This window comes from Mesorhizobium sp. B2-1-8 (assembly GCF_006442545.2).
Classification (GTDB): domain Bacteria; phylum Pseudomonadota; class Alphaproteobacteria; order Rhizobiales; family Rhizobiaceae; genus Mesorhizobium.
Genome location: NZ_CP083952.1, coordinates 3,841,838 through 3,861,008, shown reverse-complemented (window position 1 = coordinate 3,861,008; position 19,171 = coordinate 3,841,838). Strand labels below are relative to the sequence as shown.

Here is a 19,171-nt window from a genome sequence, read left to right as displayed (position 1 = left end):
TCAGCGATGCCGAGTTTCGACAGCCTGTTCAATGCCTTCGTCACCATTCTCGTGACCATCGATCCGCCCGGCCTGGCGCCTCTCTTCCTGGCTGTGACACGCGGCATGAACCGCGAGGAGCGCAGCCAAGTTTCCGTGCGCGCCTCGATCATCGGTTTCCTGGTGATGGCGCTGTTCGCCGTCGCCGGTGCCTCTATCCTGTCGGTGTTTGGCATCACCTTGCCGGCCTTCCGCGTCGCGGGAGGGTTTTTGCTGTTCTTCATCGCCTTCGAAATGGTCTTCGAGCGCCGGCAGGACCGCAAGGAGAAGATCGGCGACGTCGCCATCACCAAGGACATGATCCACAACATCGCCGCCTTTCCGCTGGCGATCCCGCTGATCGCCGGCCCCGGCGCAATTTCAGCGACGGTGCTGCTCTCCGGCTCGTTTCAGGGCTTTGCCGCGCAGGCGGCCCTGGTCGGCATCATTCTTGTCTGCCTCGTCATAACCTATCTGGTGTTCGTGCTGTCGGAACGCATCGACCGCATCCTCGGCCAGACCGGCCGCTCGATCCTGACCCGCCTGCTCGGCGTCATCCTGGCGGCACTGGCCGTGCAGTTCGTGGCGGATGGCATCAAGGCGCTGATGGCCGGTTGAGCGATATCCCGCTCAACCTACTTCGCCGCCGTATCGACGATCTCGAAATCATGCGTAAGCGTGGCCGTCTTGGCCATCATGGCGGAAGCCGAGCAATATTTGTCGATCGAAAGGTCGATCGCGCGCTTGACCTTGTCGCGCGACAGCGCATGGCCCTTGACGATGAAATGCATATGGATGCGGGTGAACACCTTCGGGTCGGTCTCGGCCCGGTCGGCGTCGAGTTCGACCACGCAGTCCTCGACCGCCTCGCGGCCTTTTTCGAGGATATGGACGACGTCATAGGCCGAGCAGCCGCCGGTGCCGATCAGCACCAGCTCCATCGGGCTCGGTCCCGGCGTCTTGCCTTCCGGACTGGACGCCGTGCCCAGCACGACCTTGTGGCCGCTGCCGGACTCGCCGACGAAGGTGCGCTCCTCGACCCACTTTACCCGTGCCTTCATCGCTCAGTCCTTTCAGCCCTTGATCGAGCTGGCGTCAGCTCAAAACCACCAATGCAAAACCCCGAAAGTCCATCCGGACCCTCGGGGCATATCGAGCACAAGCATTCGCCGTTTGGTACGGCTTCCGATCAGAACGGAATTTCGTCGTCCAGTTCGCGCGACGAACCACCGCCACCCCTGGGAGCGTTGCCGCCACCGCGGTTGAACCCTTCATTCGGGCTCGACTGGCCGAAATCGGAACCGCGGCTGCTGCCGCCACCGCTGTAGCCTCCGACCTGACCGCCCTCACCCTGGCCGCGCGCGTCGAGCATCTGCAACTCGCCACGGAATTTCTGCAGCACGACTTCGGTCGTGTATTTGTCGGCACCGGTCTGGTCCTGCCATTTGCGCGTCTGCAGCTGGCCCTCGACATAGACCTTCATGCCCTTCTTCAGATACTGCTCGGCCACCTTGGCGATGCCCTCATTGAAGATGACGACGTTATGCCACTCGGTCTTTTCCTTGCGCTCGCCGGAATTCTTGTCGCGCCAGCTTTCCGACGTGGCGATGCGGATGTTGACGACCGGCTCGCCCGAATTGAGGCGGCGGATTTCAGGGTCCGCGCCGAGATTACCGACCAGAATGACCTTGTTGACGCTACCCGCCATGATATTTCTCCGCGCTCATCTCTAACAAATTTTGTCGCAGCACCTTACAGGCTACCGACGTCAGCCGCCTGCCAAGGCTGGCTTTTCCCACAAGGTTTTTGTTCCCTTTTCGTTCCTATATGCACTGCCGCTGATTGTCAAGGAATGGCAGCAATGCCTCCACGCTGCATATGGGTCTCAAAACAGCGCTTGCCAAATCAATAAGTATCGACTTATGCTTTTGCCATGATCGAAGCAGAGATTTTCCGCGCCCTGGCCGACCCGACGCGCCGCGCCGTCTTCGAGCGTCTCGCGACGAGCGAGATGAGCGTGTCGGAACTGCGCAGCGGCCTCACGGTTTCGCAGCCAGCCGTCTCCCAGCATCTGGCGGTGCTGCGCGGCGCCGGCCTGGTGGTCGAACGGCGTGCCGGCCGCAACGCCTATTACCGCGCCGATCCACAGGGACTTGCCCCGCTGCTCTCCTGGATTGAACGCTATCGGACGTTCTGGCCGGAACGCATCGAAAGACTGAAGGCCGTTTTGAAGGACATGGATCAATGAAGAGCCAAAGCGAAGTCGCTCCAGATGCGCTCGAATTCGAATACGACCTTGCCGAGCCGCCGGAAAAGGTTTGGCGGGCGCTGACCGTGCCGGAATTGCTCGCCGCCTGGATGATGCCGAATGACATTAGGCCTCGGACTGGCAGCCGCTTTGCCTTCGCCGGGTCTGACGCGCCGATCGAATGCGAGATCCTCGACGCCGAGCCCGAGTGCCTGCTGCGCTATTCCTGGCGCGAGCAGTCGGACGATGCGGCGCACCCGCTCGACAGCACCGTCACCTTCACGCTCGCCCGTACCGTCTCCGGCGGCACGCATCTGCGCATCGTCCATGACGGCTTTGCCCGCAAGACGATGCCCGCAGTTGCGATGGCTGGCGCCGGCTGCCGGCTTTCGCTGCGCGGGGCCGGAAAACCTATCGCCGCGAACACACCACGCCTTCAGCTGCTGCGCGCGGCCTGAACACGGAAAATCGGAGAAGGAAAATGAGCGGTGTTGCCAGTCTAGTGCCGATGGTCATCGAGCAATCGAGCCGCGGCGAACGTGCCTTCGACATTTTTTCACGGCTGCTGCGCGAGCGCATCGTCTTCATCAACGGCGAGATCAACGACGACGTCTCGGCGCTGGTCTGCGCGCAGCTTTTGTCGCTGGAGTCGGACAATCCCGAGAAGGAGATCTCGCTCTACATCAACTCGCCCGGTGGCATGGTGACCAGCGGCTTCGCCATCTACGACACGATGCAGTATATCAGCTGTCCGGTGTCGACCGTGTGCATGGGCTTTGCCGCATCGATGGGATCGTTCCTGCTGATGGCGGGTGCGGCCGGGCGCCGCATCGCGCTGCCGAACGCCACCATCCTGCTGCATCAGCCGCTGGGCGGCTTCCAGGGCCAGGCTTCCGACATCCAGCGGCACGCCGAACGCATTGGCCAGACCAAACGCCACATGACCGAACTCTACGCCCAGCATTGTGGCCGCAGCTATGAAGAGGTCGAGCGCACGCTCGACCGCGACCATTTCATGACGGCCCGCGAGGCCCAGGCATGGGGCATTGTCGACCATGTCTTCGACACCCGCAAAAAGGCGGCGTGAAGCAGAGGCCAGATCAGATCCTGTTAGGTGTCGAAAATTTGACGACACCGATCTGGTTCCGCTGGCGGCAGGTCCCTATAACAGGGGGATGACCGACACTCATCGATCCGGAACATCGCACCGTGTCGCAGCCGCCATGGTGCTTGCCATCGTCGGCCTTGCGTCCAGTTCGGCACTTGCAGACGACGCTTCGTTGTCGGCGCAAAAAGGTGCCCTGCCTGGCGTGACCGGCGACTATCGCATCGCCAAGCCGGCCCCGGCGCCCGAACCAGACGACGCGTTCCCCAGCAGCGGCAACGGACAGTTCAGGATCGGCGATACGGATGTCAGGATTTCCGGCAGCATCACCGTCGATGTCGGAGTTGGCGGGATCAAGCCGCCCAGATAGGCAGGCCGCCAACGCAAGCCGTCGCCCAAAAAGAACAGCCCCGCCGTGCCTTGGGCAAACGGACGGGGCTTCTTTCTGGATTTTTAATCCATTCTTGCCGGGAGTGTACTGCCGGCGTTCGATTTCGGATGCTTCGCGGCATTCAGCCGACGATCCGACCATAGTCTCTGATTTTAAGGAATACGGCAGGTCACGGTTTGTCGGGCGGCGCAAACGCCTGCCTCTGGCACTTATGCCTGCCGCGGCTCCAGTGACAACTGAAGCCCTGGTGGACTATCCGGTGGCGTCATGCTCCGCTCCTGTGTCCATTGCGACATTGTCCTGGCGAAGCGCAAATCGCTAATGCCTGCGGCGTCTCGCAGGCCGCCTTGGGGCGGCGAGGCCATCGAAAGACGGCCGGCTTCGCTGACTTCCGAAGACTGCTCCCGTGAGTTGGCCGCGTCAACCATCAATAGCCGGTTACGGGAAAATGTGATCGCCGGGAGGTTACGTCCAGGTCAGTTTCCGCACAGCTTTGTCAGGAGCGTGTTCGGCCTTTGTTCTTTCTGCTTGCCCCTTCGCGCGAAAGACGGTTAAACGAGTTCTGTCGGGAGTTGTGGCGTCTCTCGACGTGGCGGCAAAAAGAACTACATAGGGGATGGCTGGGAAAACCCGCCAATCCCACGAATTCCAGATCTGAGGCGGCGACCGGCGATGGCCGACCATAAATTCCTTTCCGTTCGCGGGGCGCGCGAACACAATCTGAAGAACGTCGATCTCGACCTGCCGCGTGACAGCCTGATCGTCATGACCGGCCTGTCGGGCTCCGGCAAATCGTCGCTCGCCTTCGACACCATCTATGCCGAAGGCCAGCGCCGCTATGTCGAGAGCCTCTCGGCCTATGCCCGGCAATTCCTCGAAATGATGCAGAAGCCCGACGTCGACCAGATCGATGGCCTGTCGCCGGCCATCTCCATCGAGCAGAAGACCACGTCGAAGAACCCGCGTTCGACGGTCGGCACCGTCACCGAGATCTACGACTATATGCGGCTTCTGTTTGCCCGGGTCGGCGTGCCCTATTCGCCGGCCACCGGCCTGCCGATCGAGAGCCAGACGGTCAGCCAGATGGTCGATCGGGTATTGGCGGTCGAGGAAGGCACGCGCCTGTTCCTGCTGGCGCCCATCGTGCGCGGCCGCAAGGGCGAGTACCGCAAGGAACTGCTGGAGTTGCAGAAGAAGGGGTTCCAGCGCGTCAAGGTCGACGGCGTCTTCTATGAAATCGCTGATGTGCCGGCGCTGGACAAGAAATACAAGCACGACATCGACGTCGTCGTCGACCGCATCGTCGTGCGCGGCGACCTTGCCACAAGGCTTGCCGACTCCATCGAGACGGCGCTGAAACTGGCCGAGGGGCTGGCAGTGGCCGAGTTCGCCGACAAGCCGCTCGACGCCAGCCAGACCGGTGAGGATTCGGTCAACAAATCGAAGAACGAGACGCATGAGCGCATCCTGTTCTCGGAGAAATTCGCTTGCCCCGTGTCCGGCTTCACCATTCCGGAGATCGAACCCAGGCTGTTCTCCTTCAACAACCCGTTCGGCGCTTGCCCGACCTGTGACGGTCTCGGCAGCCAGCGCGCCATCGATCCCAACCTCGTCGTGCCCGACGAAAACGTGTCGCTGCGCGACGGCGCCGTCAGCCCGTGGGCGAAGTCAACTTCGCCCTATTACTCGCAGACGCTCGAGGCATTGGGCAAGGCGTACGACTTCAAGCTCGGCGACAAGTTCAAGGATCTTTCGACGCAAGCCCAGGAGGCGATCCTGCGCGGCACCGGCGAGCGCGAAATCACCTTCCAATATGATGACGGACTGCGCTCCTACAAAACCACCAAGACCTTCGAAGGCGTCATCCCCAATCTCGAGCGGCGTTGGAAAGAGACCGAATCCGCCTGGATGCGCGAGGAGATCGAGCGCTTCATGTCGGCAACACCCTGCCCGGTCTGCAAGGGCTACCGGCTGAAGCCAGAAGCGCTGGCGGTGAAGATCGCCGGCAAGCACATTGGCGAGGTCACGGAACAGTCGATCCGCAACGCCAACAAATGGTTCACCGACCTGCCGGCGCAGCTCAACGACAAGCAGAACGAGATCGCTGTCCGCGTCTTGAAGGAAATCCGCGAGCGCCTGCGCTTTCTCAATGATGTCGGGCTCGACTATCTCACCTTGTCGCGCAATTCCGGCACGCTGTCGGGCGGCGAAAGCCAGCGCATCCGGCTGGCCTCGCAGATCGGCTCTGGGCTGACCGGCGTGCTCTATGTGCTGGACGAGCCATCGATCGGCCTGCACCAGCGCGACAACACCCGCCTGCTCGACACGCTCAAGCATCTGCGCGACATCGGCAACACGGTGATCGTCGTCGAGCATGACGAGGACGCCATCCTACATGCCGACTATGTCGTCGATATGGGTCCGGCCGCCGGCATCCATGGCGGCGAGATCATCGCCCAGGGCACGCCACAGCAGGTGATGGCCAACCCCAATTCGATCACCGGCAAATATCTGTCGGGCGCACTCGAAGTGGCAACGCCAGCCATTCGCCGCGAAGCCAAGAAGAACCGGCGGCTGAAGATTGTCGGCGCGCGCGGCAACAATCTGAAGAACGTCACCGCCGAAATCCCGCTCGGCACCTTCACCGCCGTCACCGGCGTGTCGGGCGGCGGCAAGTCGACCTTCCTGATCGAGACACTGTTCAAGGCGGCTTCGCGCCGCATCATGGGCTCGCGCGAGCATCCGGCCGAGCATGACCGCATCGAGGGGCTGGAATTCCTCGACAAGGTCATCGACATCGACCAGTCGCCCATTGGGCGGACGCCGCGTTCGAACCCCGCCACCTATACCGGCGCCTTCACGCCGATCCGCGACTGGTTTGCAGGTCTTCCCGAGGCGAAGGCGCGCGGCTATCAACCGGGACGTTTTTCCTTCAACGTCAAGGGCGGCCGCTGCGAGGCCTGCCAGGGCGACGGCGTCATCAAGATCGAGATGCACTTCCTGCCCGATGTCTACGTCACCTGCGACGTCTGCCACGGCAAGCGCTACAACAGGGAGACGCTCGACGTGCTGTTCAAGGGCAAGTCGATCGCCGACGTGCTCGACATGACCGTCGAGGAAGGTGTCGATTTCTTCGCAGCCGTGCCTGGCGTGCGCGACAAGCTCGAAACGCTGAAGCAGGTCGGCCTTGGCTACATCCATATCGGCCAGCAGGCGACGACGCTGTCCGGCGGCGAGGCGCAGCGCATCAAGCTGGCCAAGGAACTGTCGCGCAAGGCAACCGGCAAGACGCTCTACATCCTCGACGAGCCGACCACCGGCCTGCATTTCCACGACGTAGCCAAACTGTTGGAAGTGCTGCACGAGCTGGTCGACCAGGGCAATACGGTGGTCGTCATCGAGCACAATCTCGAAGTGATAAAGACCGCCGACTGGGTGCTGGATCTCGGCCCCGAAGGCGGTGATGGCGGCGGCGAACTGGTCGCCTCCGGCACGCCGGAAGCCATCGTGCGCGAGAAACGCAGCTACACCGGCCAGTTCCTGAAAGAGCTTCTGGAGCGCCGCCCCGGAGGCAAGCGCGAAGCGGCGGAGTGATGACAGAGGATGGTCTGATCACGGTCCAGAGCCGCTTTGGCATGAGGCTTGCCCGTCCCGAAGATCTCGCCGCGATCGTCGCGCTGACGCAAGCGGCCTATGCTCCCTACAATGCGATACTCGACGCGCCACCGATCCCGGTTACCGAGGACTACGCGCCACGCATCGCCCAAGGCGAAGTCTGGCTTCTGGAAAGTGGCGACGCGCTTGCCGGACTGATCACACTGGAGCGCCATTCCGATCACGCGATGATCTTCAGCGTCGCCGTCTCCCCTGCTTTTCAGGGCAAAAAACTCGGCATCGCGCTGCTCGATCACGCGGATGAACAAGCGCGTCTGTGGGGTTTGTCGGAGGTGCGGCTCTACACCAACGCCAAGATGGAGCGGAACATCGCGCTCTATCTCGCCTATGGTTTTCACGAAACGGGTCGCCGGCCCAACCCCTATCAGCCAGGGTGGATACTGGTCGACATGGCCAAACCCGTCGACAGGCCCACCGCAGCCTGATCGCTTTGAGAAATCTGGGAGGACGACAATGAGCACATCGGGAACAATCCGCGCCGGCATGGGCGGCTGGACCTTCGAGCCTTGGGACACGTCCTTCTATCCCGAAAAACTGTCGAAGGCGAAACAGCTGCAATATGCCACCCGGCAGGTGCCGAGCATCGAGGTCAACGGCACCTATTATTCGAGCTTTAAGGAGCCGACCTTCGTCAAATGGGCCAACGAGGCGCCCGACGGTTTCGTCTATTCGCTGAAAGGCAACCGCTTCGTCACCAACAGGCGCGTGCTGGGCGAAGCCGGTGAATCGATGATGCGTTTCCTGGGTTCCGGCGTTGCAGCACTCGGCGACAAGCTCGGGCCGATCCTGTGGCAGTTCGCGCCGACCAAGAAGTTCGATCCGGACGATTTCGAAGCGTTTCTGAAGCTGCTGCCGGAAAGGCAGGACGGCGTCGCGCTGCGCCACGCGCTCGAAGTCCGCAACGACAGCTTTATCGTGCCGGAATTCGCCGCGCTTGCCCGAAAATACAAGGCGGCGATCGTCAATGCCGACCATGCCAAATATCCTGACATCGCCGATATCACCGGCGATTTCGTCTATGCGCGGCTGCAGACCGGTAGCGACGACAATCCTGATTGCTACACGCCAAAGGGCCTCGACGAATGGGCAGCGCGCGCAAAAATCTGGGCGGAAGGCAAGCAGCCGGCCGATCTGCGGCGCGCCGACCCCGCCACCGACGCCCCGGTCCTGCCGCGCGACGTGTTCGTCTACTTCATCACCGAGGGCAAGGTGCGCGCGCCCTTCGGGGCGATGGCGCTGATGAAGCGTGTGGCCGATTAAGCCGATTAAAGTGGCAAGCTTGCGCCGCGGCCATGTCTTTTGTCGCGACTTCGAGGTCGGGTGTTGGTGCGTGTTCGGAACCTGCGGGGCATCTTGACCGTTTCGCCTATCTCGCCGAGAGCCGGTTTCAATGGCGGCCGGGTGGGCAAAAGCGAGGAGAGATGGCTATCATCCTCATCGGAGCGCTGCTGACTATAGCCGGCGTTGTGTACATGGCGGTTGCAGCTCTGAGGCGCGGCCAGTTGAGCGGCGGCTCGGTGGCTGTGGGCTCGGATCAACCGAAGCCAAACCTGGCAATGACGGGTCCGACGCTTGAGCCACCCCGGCGTGGCCTTCGCTTCCTGGGCCTCTCGCAACATTGGCCGGGTTTGCTGATGATGGCGGTCGGCATCATCATGCTGTTGTCGGTGGCAATTCTCTGACACAGGGAAATCCCTGGCGTTCTCGGGCCATCGTAACCTTATCGACACTTCCTTGCCGCATGAATGCGCCGACGCCAAGCCGCAGAGATGGGACCGCCGCCGGCAGGGAAAGAGGGGCATGTCGCTCGACTACACTTCGCTTCTGCTGGCCGTCGGGTTCTCCGCCGCTTGCCTCAGCCTCACATTGTTTGGCATGTGGCTGACCGCCCGCACGGAAAAATTCCTGCTTACATGGGCGATCAGCCTGGTGTTCGTGGTCGGCGATATCTCCATCTATGACGCCTATATCGAGATGCCGGGACGCCTGCTCGGCATCGCCACCTCGGCGTTCCTGCTGATCGGCTTTTCGGCCATGCTGGGTGCTGCCTATCAGTTTCGAACCGGCGGCTCGCCCTTGCCGCGGGCGCTGTGGGGTTGCGTTTCCTTGGTGATAGCGTTGCCTCCCATGGGTTTGGGTTATGACGGCCTCGGCTTCATGTTCGAGAACATGTTCGCCGCCTTGCTCCTGTTCGCCACGGCGTTCGAATATTGGAGAGGCCGCGATGAGGCACCCGCCCTGACGATCGGCATCACCGCGCTCTATTCGGCCACGGCCACGTCCTTCGCGCTCTGCGCCATGGTTCTCGCCTGGGATGGCGAACTGGTGCTCGGACACGCACCAAGCAACTGGGCCGAGGAGTTCAGCCTCATCGTGGTTATCGCCAGCATGACGGGTATTGGCGCGCTTTCGCTTGCCCTCAACCAGGGGCGTCTGGCGCGGCACCACCGCCGTAACGCCCTGACGGATTCCTTGACCGGCCTGCTCAACCGGCGCGCTCTGTTCGAGATGCACGGCGACGTCCCGGTTGGCGCCTTTACCGCGGTGGTCGTCTTCGACCTCGACAATTTCAAAGCCATCAACGACGAATTCGGCCACGCGGCGGGCGATGAGGTGCTGAAGGTGTTCGCCAGGGAACTCGCTGGCAATCTTCGCCCGACCGACGTCGCCGCGCGCATGGGCGGCGAAGAATTCGCACTGGTGCTGAAGCGCACTCTGCCGGAAACGGTCGAGGAATCGGCAGAGCGCATCCGGGCCGTGTTCGCGACGCGGCAGATAGAAACCGAAAACGGCTCGCTGAGCTGCACGGTGAGCGCCGGTTTTGCGTTTGGCACCAAGGAAGGGCTCAGCTTCGACAAAGTGCTCAACGCCGCCGACAAGGCGCTCTACGACGCCAAGCGAGGCGGTCGCAACCGCGTCATGACCGCCTCTCCCTTCCGACGCGCGAGTTGATCACGCGTACATGCCGAGCCTGTGATTGTTGGATAGCGGAGGCCGCCCTTAGGCCGCCATGACGATTTCATTGAAGGCATCGAGGTCGACGTAGAAGACCTTGGTGATCTCCTCGATCAGATCGTCGTAGTCGCAGCCCTGTGACCTCAAGATATTGATGGCGGCGATGATGTCGACGCGTTCGGTAAGCCGCCGCTTCTGGTAGTCCTCGACGTAACGTTCCATGGCTGTCCCTTAGCCTGTGTGCCCAAACGCGTTTGAACGACAATCAGATCGGGGAAGCTAGGAAGCCTTGCTTGCGTGGAACTTGCAGAACCTTCGCCGCGCCTCGATCTGCGATAACCAGACTGATACGGAAGCGGCCGACTCACAAAGCCTGGAAAAGACTAGCATGCGATATTGCATGTGCCAGAGACGCAGATGATGGACGGAAGAAATATTGGACTTGCCAAGAACTTCAAATCTTCAAATGAAGTTCAGTGCCGATTCTAGACCGTGAGGAATTTGCGAACATCAGCCCGGTCCAAATCTTCCGCCGGGCCGGTGTGGACGATCTGGCCGCGATCCATGATGTTGACCTCGTCGGCGAGTTCGCGGCAGAAGTCGAGATACTGTTCGACCAGCAGCACCGCGATGCCGGCCTGGTCGCGCAGATAGCGTATGGCGCGGCCGATATCCTTGATGACAGAGGGCTGGATGCCTTCGGTCGGCTCATCGAGCACCAGCAGCTTCGGCCGCATTACCAGCGCCCTGCCGATGGCCAACTGCTGTTGTTGACCGCCGGAAAGATCGCCGCCACGGCGGCCAAGCATCTGCCTCAGCACCGGAAACAGCTCGAAAACGTGCGCCGGCACGTTGCGGTCGGCGCGCCTCAAGGGGGCGAAGCCGGATTCGAGGTTTTCCCGCACGCTGAGCAGCGGAAAAATCTCCCTGCCCTGCGGCACGAATGCGATGCCCGACCGGGCGCGGTCATACGCCGCGCTCCGGTCGAGCGCCTTCCCCTCGAAGGCAACGCTTCCGCTCGTCAGCCGGTGGTGGCCGACGATCGATCTCATCAAACTGGTCTTGCCGACGCCGTTACGGCCGAGCACGCAGGTGATCTTGCCCGCACCCGCCTTCAGTGACACGCCGCGCAGCGCCTGGGCGGCGCCATAGTGGAGCGTGGCATTGGAAACTTCGAGCATGTCAGCGCCTTCTCCAGAACCGGAGGAACGACATGTCGAAGTGATGGAATTGCACCCGCCAGATCATGCTCATCTCCCCAGATAGACTTCGACGACGCGCTCGTCGGCCGAGACGAAATCGAGCGTCCCTTCGGAGAGCACCGAACCTTCATGCAGGCAGGTGACCTTCACGCCGAGTTCGCGCACGAAGTGCATGTCGTGCTCGACGACGATGACCGAATGGTCGTGGGCGATATCCCTGAGCAGCCGCGCGGTTTCCTCGGTCTCGGCATCGGTCATGCCGGCAACCGGCTCATCGACCAGAAGCAGCTTCGGGTCCTGCGCCAGCAGCATACCGATCTCGAGCCATTGTTTCTGGCCGTGGCTGAGATTGGCGGCGAGCTCGCGGCGCTTGTCACCCAACCGGATGATGCCGAGTATGTCATCGATCCGCCGAGCCTCGGCGGCCGATTGGCGGTGGAACAGCGCCGGGAAGATCGAACGCGGCCCCTTTAGCGCCAGCATCAGGTTGTCTTCAACGCTGTGGCTTTCGAAGACGGTGGGCTTCTGGAATTTGCGACCGATGCCCATCATGGCGATCTCGGCCTCGTCATGCCTGGTGAGGTCCACCTGGCCGTCGAAGAATACTTCGCCTTCGTCGGGCCGTGTCTTGCCGGTGACGATGTCCATCATTGTCGTCTTGCCGGCGCCGTTGGGACCGATGATGGCGCGCATCTCGCCCTTGTCGAGCACCAGCGACAGATTGTTGATGGCGCGAAAGCCGTCGAAGGAGACCGAGACGCCGTCGAGATAGAGGATGGTGTTGGATTTGCTCATGGCCGCTTACTCCGCCGCCTGCGGTTCGGGGGCGGACCAGGACCATTCGCCCGGATTTCTCGCCGGCGAACGAACCGGCTTCGAGGTCGCGGACACGATCCCAACCTCGGTGCCGGCTTCTTCAGCGGCGGAGGCCGCGCGCAACGCCCTGGCATTGCCGCGCCAGCTGTCCCACATGCCGATGATGCCCTTCGGCAAGAGCAAGGTGACGGCGACGAACAGGCCGCCGAGCGCAAACAACCAGAATTCCGGCAGCACGCCGGTGAACCAGGATTTTCCGGCATTGACCAGCAACGCGCCGATGATCGGTCCGACAATGGTGCCCCGCCCGCCGACCGCCGCCCAGATCACCACCTCGATGGAGTTGGACGGCTCGAATTCGCCGGGGTTGATGATGCCGACCTGCGGCACGTAGAGCGCGCCGGCAATACCGGCCATGACGGCCGAAACGGTGAAGGCAAACAGCTTCACGTTCTCCGCCCGCCAGCCGAGGAAGCGCGTGCGGCTCTCGGCGTCGCGCACGGCCATCAGCAGCTTGCCGTATTTGGAGCCGACGATCGCCCAGGTGATGAAGACGGCGAGTGCGAGCATGATGGCGCTGGCGGCGAACAGTGCCGAACGGGTCGCATCGGCCTGCACGTTGAAGCCCAGAATATCCTTGAAATCGGTGAGCCCGTTGTTGCCGCCGAAACCCATATCGTTGCGGAAGAAGGCAAGCAGCAGCGCATAGGTCATCGCCTGGGTGATGATCGAGAGATAGACGCCGGTGACACGGCTGCGGAAAGCGAACCAGCCGAAGACGAAGGCAAGCAGGCCGGGCGCTGCCAGCACCATGAGGCCGGCGAACCAGAAATGGTCGAAGCCGGTCCAGAACCAGGGCAACTCCTTGTAGTTCAGGAACACCATGAAATCGGGCAGGATCGGGTTGCCGTAGACGCCGCGCGAGCCGATCTGGCGCATCAGATACATTCCCATCGCATAGCCGCCGAGCGCGAAAAACGCGCCGTGGCCGAGCGAGAGGATGCCGCAATACCCCCAGACCAGGTCGAGCGAGAGCGCCAGCAGCGCATAGCAGAGATATTTGCCGGTCAGCGCCACGATGTAGGACGGCACGTAGAAGGCGCTGGTCGGCGAAACGGCCAGGTTGAGCAGCGGCACGATGACGGCCACCGCCAGCAGGACGAAAATGGTGATGGCGATGCGGCGGTCAGCGCCCGCGGCGAAGAAGCGTCCTGACATCATGCTTCCACCGCCCTGCCCTTGAGCGCGAACAGGCCGCGCGGGCGCTTCTGGATGAACAGGATGATCAGCACCAGCACGACGATCTTGCCGAGCACGGCGCCGGCATAGGGCTCGAGAACCTTGTTGACGATGCCCAGCGAAAAGGCGCCGACCAACGTGCCCCAGAGATTGCCGACACCGCCGAAGACGACGACCATGAAGCTGTCGATGATGTAGCCGCGGCCGAGATTGGGCGAGACATTGTCGATCTGGCTGAGCGCGACGCCGGCAATGCCGGCAATTCCCGATCCCAGCGCGAAAGTCAGCGCGTCGACCCAGGGCGTCCTGATGCCCATCGAGGCGGCCATGCGCCGGTTGGCGGTGACGGCGCGCATCTGCAAACCCCAGGGCGTGCGCTTCATCACGTAGAGCAACATGCCGAACACCGTGAGCGCGAACACCAGAATCCACAGACGGTTCCAGGTGATGGCCAGTTGTCCGATGTCGAATGAGCCGGACATCCAGGACGGATTGCCGACCTCCTGGTTGGTCGGTCCGAAGATCGAGCGCACCGCCTGCTGCAGGATAAGCGAGACGCCCCAGGTCGCCAGCAGCGTCTCCAGCGGCCGGCCGTAGAGGAAGCGGATCACACCGCGTTCTATGATGAGACCGACGAACGCCGCAACCAGGAAGGCAAGCGGCAGCGCAATCACCAGCGACCAGTCGAACAATGTGGGAAAGGATGTCCGGATCACCTGCTGGACGACGAAGGTCGTGTAGGCGCCAAGCATCACCATCTCGCCATGTGCCATGTTGATGACGCCCATGACGCCGAACGTGATGGCAAGACCGATTGCGGCCAGCAGCAAGACCGACCCCAGCGAAATCCCGTACCAGATGTTCTGGCCGGCATCCCACAAGGCCAGCGTCGAATTGATACTGGCGATCGCAGCCGTCGCCGCGTCCTTGACGGTGCCGGACGCATTGGCTTCGACCGAGGTGAGCAGCGAAACCGCGTCGCGGTCGCCACGCGCACCGATCGAGGCGACTGCGGCGAGTTTGTCGGCCTCAGGCCTATCGGAAACAAGCACCGAGGCCGCACGGGCCTGTTCTAGAAGGGCCTTGACGCTGGCCACGGTCTCGCTGGCGATCGCCGTGTCGAGCGGCCCGATATTTGCGGCATCGGGCGTCTTGAACATGGTGTCGGCCGCGGCCAACCGCACAGCCGGATCCTTGGCGCCAAGCGTCAACGTGCCCAGTGCGTCGCGGATGACGCGGCGCAGCGTGTTGTTGACCTTGATCTTGGCAACGTCGTCCTTGGCAGCCTCGCCCGATGCATCGCTGCTGAGCGGATCGAAAAGCTGGACGCTTTCGCCGGTTTCCTTGCCGACGAAGACCAGGGAATCGGTCTTGCGGACATAGAGGTTGCCGTCGGCGAGTGCCGAGAGCGGGCGCTCGACGGTCGGATCGCCGGTAGCCGCCAGTTCATGGACGACAGCTCCGGTCTCCGAAAAACCCTTGGCCGTCGCGAATTTGGCGATGATGGCGCGCAGATCGGCTTCGCCTGCCCCCGACGACGACAGCGTCGCCAGCAGGAACAACAGCGTCAGGCCAATCGTGCGGATCAAGGTCATCGGCTTCCGTGAACCCTTGGAGGCTTGAAATGGGGCGTCCGGACGATGGAGGAAACCGTCCGGACGCGCGCGGTCTTGGGCATGGGCCCGAAGGCCCAGCCGGTAGACCTGGGAGGATCAGTTCGTTCCCTTGCCGCCGCACTTGCCGGTGGCAACATTGAAGTTGCCGCAGGACAGAGGCTTGCGCCAATCGGAGATCAGGTCCTTGGAGTCGGGCAGGTAATCCGACCATTCGTCGCCCATCACCAGGCCCGGCGTGCGCGAAACCGTTTCGAACTGGCCGTCGGCCTGGATTTCGCCGATCAGCACCGGCTTGGTGATGTGATGGTTCGGCATCATCGTCGAGTAGCCGCCGGTCAGGTTCGGCACAGAAACGCCGATCATGGCGTCGATGACTTTGTCCGGATCGGTGGTGCCGGCCTTCTCGACCGCCTTCACCCACATGTTGAAGCCGATATAATGGGCTTCCATCGGGTCGTTGGTGGTGCGCTTGTCGTTCTTGATGAACTTGTGCCAGTCGGCGATGAACTTCTTGTTCTCGGGCGTGTCGACGCTCTCGAAATAGTTCCACGCGGCGAGATGGCCGACCAGCGGCGCGGTGTCGAGACCGGCAAGTTCTTCCTCGCCGACAGAAAAGGCCATGACCGGGATGTCCTCGGCCTTGATGCCCTGGTTGCCGAGTTCCTTGTAGAACGGCACGTTGGCATCGCCATTGACGGTCGACACGACGGCGGTCTTCTTGCCGCCCGAGCCGAATTTCTTGATCGCCGAGACTTCGGTCTGCCAGTCGGAGAAGCCGAACGGCGTATAGTTGACCATGATGTCTTCAGCCGCGACGCCCTTGGCTTTCAGATAGGCTTCGAGGATCTTGTTGGTGGTGCGTGGATAAACGTAGTCGGTGCCTTCGAGCACCCAGCGCTTCACCGAACCGCCATCCTCGCTCATCAGGTAGTCGACCGCCGGAATGGCCTGCTGGTTCGGCGCGGCGCCCGTGTAGAACACGTTGCGCTCGCTCTCCTCGCCTTCATACTGGACGGGGTAGAACAGGATGTTGTCGAGCTCGGAGAACACCGGCAGCACCGACTTGCGCGACACCGAGGTCCAGCAGCCGAACACCGCCGCGACCTTGTCCTTCGAGATCAGCTCGCGCGCCTTTTCGGCGAACAGGGGCCAGTTGGAAGCCGGATCGACGACGACAGCTTCGAGCTTCTTGCCGAGCAGCCCGCCCTTGGCGTTCTGCTCGTCGATGAGCATCAGCATGGCGTCCTTGAGCGTCGTCTCCGAAATCGCCATCGTGCCCGACAGCGAATGGAGAATGCCGACCTTGATCGTGTCGTCGGCAGCCCTGGCCGGAGCGGACATCACCAGACCGGCGGCAACCACGCTCGCCGAGAACATTTTTGTTATTGTCGAGAAATTACCCCTCATTGCGGAAGACTCCCAAGCTGGTTGATTGCACCGCAACACTACGATGCAACCCCCATGCCAACCGCTGTGGGTATGCCGAAAATGGGAAAATAATCGAACTTTGTCAGTTAGTTATTATATTAGACTGAACAAAATAAAGAGAGCCGGTTAAGAATTGGCTGAGGGAATTTTGCGCAGCACACAGGCATTTGCCTAAATTTTGCCCAAATTGATCAAGTGCCTAGTTTTTGATCTCGACAAACAGATCGCAGACAGCGGATGTTGCGGCACGGAACGGAAATAGGGCAAGCTCGCGTTTCAACCGAGCAACGTCATGGCATCCCTGATTTCCCGCACTTTTATTGGCACAGTGCTTCTGGCGGCGGCAACCGGGGCGGCGCGGGCCGATTTCAGCGACGGCAAGATGCCCGACGGCACCTATCACTGCGAAGTCTACCTGCTCGGCATGTTCCTCAATCTCGGCGACATCACCATCAAGGGAAACATCTATACAGGCCCCGTCACCTTCGGTACCGCCCAACAGGCTTACAATTACCAGATGGACGCAAACGGTGTGATCTCCTGGCTGGGTCCACTGGGCGGCTACACTACTGGCGGCAACGCGCTCTCGATGACCCAGGCCACGCTGGACGGCGAGAGCCCGCCCTCCTTCGACATCATCATGAAGCAGCCCGATGGTGCCTTCACCGCCTCGACCTGCACCCGGGGAGGCAATCAGTAGGTCTTCCCTTGCAACGGCACCACCTCGGTGCGGTCTGCAACCCTGCCCGTCTTATCACGTCATTTGGATGTTGCCGCAACGACCGCCGGCCGGTCGGAGCCTGAGGCCGCGAACAACAAAAAATAGCGCGGAACCCGGTCAGGTTCCGCACCAGCAGGCAGTCGGGAGGTCAGTCAGATGGTTTTCGCCGACATTTGCGCAGCGATGTAATCGGCCTGGCGGATCGCCAGCGACACGATTGTGAGGGTCGGATTCTCGGCGGCACCCGTGGTGAACTGGCTGCCGTCCGACACGAACAGGTTCTTGATGTCGTGCGTCTGGCCATGCTTGTTGACGACGCCGTCGGCCGCCTTCTCGCTCATCCGGTTTGTGCCGAGATTGTGGGTCGAGGGATAGGGTGGCGTCGGGAAGGTGCGCGTGGCGCCGACCGCATCGTAAAGCGCCGAGGCCTGCTTGTAGGCATGGTTGCGCATCGCCGTGTCGTTGGGATGGTCGTCGAAATGCACATCGGCGATCGGCATGCCGTGCTCGTCCTTCTCGTCGGCATGCAGTGTGATGCGGTTCTCTTCGCGCGGCATGTCCTCGCCGACGATCCACAGGCCGGCCATGTGGTCGTAGTGGTCGAGTGCGGTGGTGAACGACCTACCCCAGCTGCCTGGGTCGAGGAAGGCAGCCATGAACGGCAGCCCGAGCGAAAGCGTCTCGAACTCGTAACCGCCGACGAACCCTCGCGATGGATCATGGCGAGCCTCGTCGCGGATGATACCGGCCATGGTGGTGCCGCGATACATGTGCACCGGCTTGTCGAAGATCGCATAGACCGATCCCGTCGTATGCCGCATGTAGTTCTTTCCTACCTGCCCCGACGAATTGGCAAGGCCGTGCGGGAACTTGGCCGATTGCGAATTGAGCAGCAGGCGCGGACTCTCGATGGAGTTGCCGGCGACGGCGACGATGCGGGCCTTCTGCTCCTGCAGCTTGCCGTCCTTGTCCGCATAGACGACGCCGGTGACCTTTCCCGAGGCGTCATGGTTGATCTTGATCGCCATGGCGTTCGGCCGGACTTCGAGATGGCCTGTCGCCTCGCCCTTGGGGATTTCGGTATAGAGCGTCGACCATTTGGCGCCCCATTTGCAGCCTTGGAAGCAGAAGCCGGTCTGCTGACAGGAATTGCGGTCGTCGCGTTCGACCGAATTGATCGCCATGTTGCCGGTATGGCACTCCTTGTAGCCGAGCTTGTCGGCGCCGGCCTTCAGTACCTTGAAATTGTTGTTGCCCGGCAGCCGCGGCCAGTCATTGGTGCCGGTGACGCCCATCTTGGCCTCCGCCTTGGCGTAGTAGGGTTCCATTTCGGCGAGCGTCACCGGCCAATCCAGAAGATTGGCGCCTTCGAGCTTGCCGTAGGTCGACAGCGCCCTGAACTCATGCTCCTGGAAGCGCAGCGATGCGCCCGCCCAGTGCGTGGTCGAGCCGCCGACCGATTTGACGATCCAGGCCGGCAGGTTGGGAAAATTCTTGGCCACGCGCCAGTCGCCGGATGTGGTGCGTTTGTCGGTCCAGGCGAGTTGGGCGAACGAATCCCACTCGTCGTTGATGAAGTCCTCATATTCATGGCGGGCGCCGGCCTCGAGGATGACGACGTCGATGCCCTTCTGCGCCAGTTCGTTGCCGAGCGTGCCGCCGCCGGCGCCGGAGCCGATGATGACGACCACGCCATCGTTTTTCAGGTCAAATGCTGCTGCCATGGTTTCCTCCCATGAAGTCAATTGAATGCGGTT

Annotated in this window: 20 protein-coding genes; 11 read left to right on the top strand and 9 right to left on the bottom strand. The window is 61.9% G+C overall.

Features of this window, described 5'->3' with window-relative positions; translation table 11 throughout:
- Positions 1–6 precede the first annotated feature (6 nt).
- Positions 7–636 carry a MarC family protein gene (locus FJ970_RS18855; RefSeq protein WP_140757525.1) on the top strand — a complete coding sequence of 210 codons (630 nt, stop codon included), beginning with the start codon at positions 7–9 and terminating at the stop codon, positions 634–636.
- A gap of 17 nt (positions 637–653) precedes the next feature.
- Here the strand turns inward: FJ970_RS18855 and FJ970_RS18850 are convergent, their stop codons facing one another.
- Both FJ970_RS18850 and FJ970_RS18845 read right to left on the bottom strand, forming a co-directional pair.
- Positions 654–1,079, bottom strand: coding sequence for an OsmC family protein (locus FJ970_RS18850; RefSeq protein ID WP_140757526.1), 426 nt, complete (start codon positions 1,077–1,079; stop codon positions 654–656).
- A gap of 128 nt (positions 1,080–1,207) precedes the next feature.
- On the bottom strand, positions 1,208–1,726 hold the full coding sequence (locus FJ970_RS18845) for a single-stranded DNA-binding protein (RefSeq protein WP_140757527.1): 519 nt from the start codon (positions 1,724–1,726) through the stop codon (positions 1,208–1,210).
- A gap of 225 nt (positions 1,727–1,951) precedes the next feature.
- Between FJ970_RS18845 and FJ970_RS18840 the strand changes: the two genes are divergently transcribed.
- The 9 genes from FJ970_RS18840 (at position 1,952) to FJ970_RS18800 (ending at position 10,389) form a co-directional block, all read left to right on the top strand.
- A complete protein-coding gene (locus tag FJ970_RS18840; protein WP_136092063.1) occupies positions 1,952–2,266 on the top strand; it encodes an ArsR/SmtB family transcription factor in 315 nt (104 codons plus the stop codon).
- The gene (locus tag FJ970_RS18835; RefSeq protein WP_140757528.1) at positions 2,263–2,724 is read left to right on the top strand and encodes an SRPBCC family protein; all 462 of its coding nucleotides are present in this window, start codon (positions 2,263–2,265) and stop codon (positions 2,722–2,724) included. Before FJ970_RS18840 ends, FJ970_RS18835 begins: the two co-directional genes overlap by 4 nt.
- A 23-nt stretch (positions 2,725–2,747) precedes the next feature.
- Positions 2,748–3,353, top strand: a complete 606-nt coding sequence (locus FJ970_RS18830) for an ATP-dependent Clp protease proteolytic subunit (protein WP_140757529.1) — start codon at positions 2,748–2,750, stop codon at positions 3,351–3,353.
- A gap of 88 nt (positions 3,354–3,441) precedes the next feature.
- Positions 3,442–3,741, top strand: a complete 300-nt coding sequence (locus FJ970_RS18825; protein WP_140757530.1) for a hypothetical protein — start codon at positions 3,442–3,444, stop codon at positions 3,739–3,741.
- Positions 3,742–4,434: 693 nt separating this feature from the next.
- Positions 4,435–7,356, top strand: a complete 2,922-nt coding sequence (uvrA, locus tag FJ970_RS18820) for an excinuclease ABC subunit UvrA (RefSeq protein WP_140757531.1) — start codon at positions 4,435–4,437, stop codon at positions 7,354–7,356.
- Positions 7,357–7,397: 41 nt separating this feature from the next.
- A complete protein-coding gene (locus tag FJ970_RS18815; RefSeq protein WP_140757623.1) occupies positions 7,398–7,862 on the top strand; it encodes a GNAT family N-acetyltransferase in 465 nt (154 codons plus the stop codon).
- 28 nt (positions 7,863–7,890) lie between these two features.
- Positions 7,891–8,697: a DUF72 domain-containing protein gene (locus FJ970_RS18810; RefSeq protein ID WP_140757532.1), complete on the top strand. Its 807-nt coding sequence runs from the start codon at positions 7,891–7,893 to the stop codon at positions 8,695–8,697.
- Between the two features lie 161 nt (positions 8,698–8,858).
- A complete protein-coding gene (locus tag FJ970_RS18805) occupies positions 8,859–9,119 on the top strand; it encodes a hypothetical protein (protein ID WP_140757533.1) in 261 nt (86 codons plus the stop codon).
- Between the two features lie 118 nt (positions 9,120–9,237).
- Entirely contained in the window at positions 9,238–10,389 is a 1,152-nt protein-coding gene (locus tag FJ970_RS18800; protein ID WP_140757534.1) for a GGDEF domain-containing protein, read from the top strand.
- 48 nt (positions 10,390–10,437) lie between these two features.
- Here FJ970_RS18800 and FJ970_RS18795 read toward each other — a convergent pair whose 3' ends face one another.
- The 6 genes from FJ970_RS18795 to urtA all read right to left on the bottom strand — a co-directional run bounded on the left by FJ970_RS18795 (position 10,438) and on the right by urtA (position 16,642).
- A complete protein-coding gene (locus FJ970_RS18795) occupies positions 10,438–10,614 on the bottom strand; it encodes a hypothetical protein (RefSeq protein WP_084636783.1) in 177 nt (58 codons plus the stop codon).
- 263 nt (positions 10,615–10,877) lie between these two features.
- The gene (urtE, locus tag FJ970_RS18790; RefSeq protein WP_140757535.1) at positions 10,878–11,573 is read right to left on the bottom strand and encodes an urea ABC transporter ATP-binding subunit UrtE; all 696 of its coding nucleotides are present in this window, start codon (positions 11,571–11,573) and stop codon (positions 10,878–10,880) included.
- 69 nt (positions 11,574–11,642) lie between these two features.
- On the bottom strand, positions 11,643–12,389 hold the full coding sequence (gene urtD, locus FJ970_RS18785) for an urea ABC transporter ATP-binding protein UrtD (RefSeq protein WP_140757536.1): 747 nt from the start codon (positions 12,387–12,389) through the stop codon (positions 11,643–11,645).
- Between the two features lie 6 nt (positions 12,390–12,395).
- On the bottom strand, positions 12,396–13,631 hold the full coding sequence (gene urtC / locus FJ970_RS18780) for an urea ABC transporter permease subunit UrtC (RefSeq protein WP_140757537.1): 1,236 nt from the start codon (positions 13,629–13,631) through the stop codon (positions 12,396–12,398).
- The gene (gene urtB / locus FJ970_RS18775; RefSeq protein ID WP_140757538.1) at positions 13,628–15,244 is read right to left on the bottom strand and encodes an urea ABC transporter permease subunit UrtB; all 1,617 of its coding nucleotides are present in this window, start codon (positions 15,242–15,244) and stop codon (positions 13,628–13,630) included. The genes urtC and urtB overlap by 4 nt, the downstream gene beginning before the upstream one ends.
- Positions 15,245–15,361: 117 nt before the next feature.
- On the bottom strand, positions 15,362–16,642 hold the full coding sequence (gene urtA / locus FJ970_RS18770) for an urea ABC transporter substrate-binding protein (RefSeq protein ID WP_227791843.1): 1,281 nt from the start codon (positions 16,640–16,642) through the stop codon (positions 15,362–15,364).
- Positions 16,643–16,985: 343 nt separating this feature from the next.
- Here urtA and FJ970_RS18765 point away from each other — a divergent pair, with 343 nt between their 5' ends.
- A complete protein-coding gene (locus FJ970_RS18765) occupies positions 16,986–17,393 on the top strand; it encodes a hypothetical protein (RefSeq protein WP_140757540.1) in 408 nt (135 codons plus the stop codon).
- A gap of 173 nt (positions 17,394–17,566) precedes the next feature.
- Here the strand turns inward: FJ970_RS18765 and FJ970_RS18760 are convergent, their stop codons facing one another.
- Entirely contained in the window at positions 17,567–19,138 is a 1,572-nt protein-coding gene (locus FJ970_RS18760) for a GMC family oxidoreductase (RefSeq protein WP_140757541.1), read from the bottom strand.
- Between the last annotated feature and the right edge of the window lie 33 nt (positions 19,139–19,171).

Coding starts and splice junctions, on each gene's coding strand:
- FJ970_RS18855 (WP_140757525.1), top strand. CDS start 7: ATGCCGAGTTTCGACAGCCTGTTCAATGCCTTCGTCACCATTCTCGTG.
- FJ970_RS18850 (WP_140757526.1), bottom strand. CDS start 1,079: ATGAAGGCACGGGTAAAGTGGGTCGAGGAGCGCACCTTCGTCGGCGAG.
- FJ970_RS18845 (WP_140757527.1), bottom strand. CDS start 1,726: ATGGCGGGTAGCGTCAACAAGGTCATTCTGGTCGGTAATCTCGGCGCG.
- FJ970_RS18840 (WP_136092063.1), top strand. CDS start 1,952: ATGATCGAAGCAGAGATTTTCCGCGCCCTGGCCGACCCGACGCGCCGC.
- FJ970_RS18835 (WP_140757528.1), top strand. CDS start 2,263: ATGAAGAGCCAAAGCGAAGTCGCTCCAGATGCGCTCGAATTCGAATAC.
- FJ970_RS18830 (WP_140757529.1), top strand. CDS start 2,748: ATGAGCGGTGTTGCCAGTCTAGTGCCGATGGTCATCGAGCAATCGAGC.
- FJ970_RS18825 (WP_140757530.1), top strand. CDS start 3,442: ATGACCGACACTCATCGATCCGGAACATCGCACCGTGTCGCAGCCGCC.
- uvrA (WP_140757531.1), top strand. CDS start 4,435: ATGGCCGACCATAAATTCCTTTCCGTTCGCGGGGCGCGCGAACACAAT.
- FJ970_RS18815 (WP_140757623.1), top strand. CDS start 7,398: ATGAGGCTTGCCCGTCCCGAAGATCTCGCCGCGATCGTCGCGCTGACG.
- FJ970_RS18810 (WP_140757532.1), top strand. CDS start 7,891: ATGAGCACATCGGGAACAATCCGCGCCGGCATGGGCGGCTGGACCTTC.
- FJ970_RS18805 (WP_140757533.1), top strand. CDS start 8,859: ATGGCTATCATCCTCATCGGAGCGCTGCTGACTATAGCCGGCGTTGTG.
- FJ970_RS18800 (WP_140757534.1), top strand. CDS start 9,238: ATGTCGCTCGACTACACTTCGCTTCTGCTGGCCGTCGGGTTCTCCGCC.
- FJ970_RS18795 (WP_084636783.1), bottom strand. CDS start 10,614: ATGGAACGTTACGTCGAGGACTACCAGAAGCGGCGGCTTACCGAACGC.
- urtE (WP_140757535.1), bottom strand. CDS start 11,573: ATGCTCGAAGTTTCCAATGCCACGCTCCACTATGGCGCCGCCCAGGCG.
- urtD (WP_140757536.1), bottom strand. CDS start 12,389: ATGAGCAAATCCAACACCATCCTCTATCTCGACGGCGTCTCGGTCTCC.
- urtC (WP_140757537.1), bottom strand. CDS start 13,631: ATGATGTCAGGACGCTTCTTCGCCGCGGGCGCTGACCGCCGCATCGCC.
- urtB (WP_140757538.1), bottom strand. CDS start 15,244: ATGACCTTGATCCGCACGATTGGCCTGACGCTGTTGTTCCTGCTGGCG.
- urtA (WP_227791843.1), bottom strand. CDS start 16,642: ATGTTCTCGGCGAGCGTGGTTGCCGCCGGTCTGGTGATGTCCGCTCCG.
- FJ970_RS18765 (WP_140757540.1), top strand. CDS start 16,986: ATGGCATCCCTGATTTCCCGCACTTTTATTGGCACAGTGCTTCTGGCG.
- FJ970_RS18760 (WP_140757541.1), bottom strand. CDS start 19,138: ATGGCAGCAGCATTTGACCTGAAAAACGATGGCGTGGTCGTCATCATC.